This is a genomic window from Eubacterium ramulus, from assembly GCF_003122485.1.
Classification (GTDB): Bacteria; Bacillota; Clostridia; order Lachnospirales; family Lachnospiraceae; genus Eubacterium_I; species Eubacterium_I ramulus_A.
This window is the reverse complement of the sequence record NZ_JRFU01000034.1, coordinates 1-2,878: the sequence shown is the minus strand read 5'-3', so window position 1 is coordinate 2,878 and position 2,878 is coordinate 1. Positions and strand designations below refer to the sequence as shown.

The following is a 2,878-nucleotide window of genomic DNA, read 5'->3' as shown; positions in this document are numbered from 1 at the left end:
TTTTGTGACGCATATGCCGGATATTTCAGAATTGTTTTCCTTTTTGAATCACCGGCTGAACTTTGAATTCCGCTTGCAGCAGGAGATCAACGACCTTTACCACCTGCTTTACAGCGGTCGCGGACTGGAAGATCTGATTATCCGTGCAGAATCCTTTCTGCACCGCCCCATGTCCGTTCTGGATGCCAGCTACAGTCTGATCGCGATCTCTCCGCTGATGCATCAACTGCCCTTTGGTATGGAAAAAAGTAAAGAAGGAACGTTTTTAAGTTCTCAGGAAGTAGAAAGTCTGCGCCGTCTGCAGATTGAGCACCAGATCTACCAGAACAATCAGGCATTTTTTATTCAGACAGAGGATCATCCGGATACAAACTGGATTTTCTGTGCCATCCGCATCCAACATGTTATGACCGGTTATGTGGCACTTTGTCTGCCGGATCAGGCGGATGCCAGCGAACACGAACTGCGCCTGATCACCGCTTTTTCTGATATCTGTGCCATTGAAATGCAGAAACATGAGTTTTTTGTGCAGAATACCGGTTTGCAATATGAAACGTTTCTGACAGAACTTTTAGAAGGACGTTTTAACGATGTCAATGTCATTGAAGCCAGACTGAAACTCTTAAACCGCCACTTTGGAAAATTTTTCTGTCTGGCGATCCTGTACTGCCCTCATCCGCATAACAGTGATCTGTTTAACAAACGGCAGATGGCAGCACTGCGGCAGGTCTATCCAAATGCCATGTCCGTAGTTTATAAAAATAACATTATCCTGCTGATCAATCAGGATACGCCGGTGCAGTTAAATGAAAAACTAACGGATCCATTGGAGCGGTTTGCACAGCGCAATCAACTGAAAGTCAGTCTGAGCCAGCCTTTTGCTGATGTACTGAAAATCCGGATTTTTTACAATCAGGCACTTCATACACTGGAATTGTCAGATTTGCAGACACCGGATCAGTATCTGTATTACAGCACGGATGCGCTGCCGGAATATCTGTTTTCCAACTGTGATTATCAGGGACTTGAAGTGGGGATCCACTATCACATTTTTCAGCTTCAGGATTATGATAAAACGTATCATACGGATTTTATTGAGACGCTGCGGGCATATCTGGATCACGATCGGAATGCAGCGAAAACGGCGGAATTTTTGCATATTCACCGCAGTACGTTCTTTTATCGGGTAAAAAAAATAGAAGAGCTGCTGGAGATTTCACTCACAGACAGTCATCTTCTGTTTTTGTATGAGTTGTCCTTCAAGATCTGGGATTATTTGTGTAGGTGATGAAGTCTTTTGTGTCAGAAATTTAGGTTATGGAAAAATTCTTATGTGGCTATGATTTAAGTTATGAAAAAATCCACAGATATGATCACGCGGGCTAAGACGCCCCTCTTAGATAATATCTGTGGATTTTTTATTTCAGTTTTTTTACCACTCTAATAATTTTGCCAGACGCAGCAATGTCAGACGGTTTCTGACATATGGACTGCTCTGCAAAGTCAGCTCTACGGTATCTTTATCAATACCAAGTGCTGAAACCTCATGCATGCATCCTGCATCATGCAGTTTTGCATACATATCATCCGCATCCGGAAGGTCATCGATCAGATCTTCGATCTGTGGAAGCTGTTCTTCTAACTGCTCTAAATCAATATCCTCTAACGGATTCGGTGTATTTTCTGCCAGAATTCCTTCTAACAGTCCTTTTTTTCCAAATGTATGTTCCAACAGACTCATTTCAAGTCCTTTGGCGGTTTCTGATTTGACCGTTACTCTTTTATGGCGGATCGCATGTGCCAGACGTTTGTAATAGTCTGTGATGATCAGCAGACCAATTCCAACCTGCTCACCATGCAACGCCTTTGTATTTTCATTTAATACATTCAGATCCCACATATGGGATACCATATGTTCTGCTCCAGATACCGGGCGTGGGCTGTCTACCATCTGCATACACAGTCCGGACAGGATCAGTGCATACATCAGTTTTTCGATCGCCTCTCTGTCTCCGAAACGGATATCATCCAGTACGCGGCTTACATCCCTCAGTGCTTTTTCCAGCAGATCACATACTTCCTCACAGATATATTCGTCTGTGATCAGATGCGCGATCTTCCAGTCCAGAATCGAAATATATTTTCCAAGAAAATCTGATACTCCGGATGCCGTCAGTCTGGACGGTGCTGCTGCAAAAATATCAGTATCCGCAAGAATCCAGCGTGGTGAAACACCTGCAACGGTTTTCTTTAATCCGTCCAGTGTCAATGCTGCCACATTTGCCGCAAATCCATCCACACTTGCTGCTGTCGGCACCGATACAAACGGAATATCATACTCGGTTGCCGCATAGCGGGTCAGATCATGAATGGTTCCTGCTCCGATTGCCACCAGCACATCTACTGACACACTGCTTAAGCCTCTGTCACAATAATCCAGCTGCTTCATCACTTTGTCCACACCACGGTTATCTGCCTGAAGTCCTTTCGGATTCAGCTCAATGACCGGATAATCTTTAAATTCTTCCTCTAAAAACGGTTCCGCCGCCGCCCTCGTATTGCTGTCACATATAAATACCGGATTCTGAAATGCTTCCAGAATGTCTGTCAGTTCTCTGACTGCTCCGGATTCGATGCTGATCTTCCCAACGTCAATATTATGTGCTTTTCCGCAGGCGCACGGCTCTCTTAACTGCCCAAGGTCTACGTCCATCTATCTATCTCCTTCACTTTTTTACCTGTGTTCATCTCGCTAAAGCAATTTCAACTCAAATAAGAAAATCTGCTGCATTTCGCTACCTGTAGAAGCAGACATAACAGCTTAAACAGAGTTCAAGTCGAACGCACGTGAGACTTGGTGCGTGATTCTGGTCAGCGC

General features: G+C 44.3%; 2 protein-coding genes. One reads left to right on the top strand and one right to left on the bottom strand.

Annotated features, from left to right (window positions below):
- A partial coding sequence (locus LG34_RS03470) for a PucR family transcriptional regulator (RefSeq protein WP_146190183.1) occupies nt 1-1,288 on the top strand: 1,288 nt, incomplete at its 5' end.
- Nucleotides 1,289-1,432: 144 nt separating this feature from the next.
- Here LG34_RS03470 and LG34_RS03465 read toward each other — a convergent pair.
- The gene (locus tag LG34_RS03465; protein WP_109214889.1) at nt 1,433-2,713 is read right to left on the bottom strand and encodes a sn-glycerol-1-phosphate dehydrogenase; all 1,281 of its coding nucleotides are present in this window, start codon (nt 2,711-2,713) and stop codon (nt 1,433-1,435) included.
- Nucleotides 2,714-2,878: the final 165 nt, after the last annotated feature.

What these genes read in the sequence shown, in the direction of transcription:
- LG34_RS03465 (WP_109214889.1), bottom strand. Translation starts at nt 2,713, where the DNA reads ATGGACGTAGACCTTGGGCAGTTAAGAGAGCCGTGCGCCTGCGGAAAA.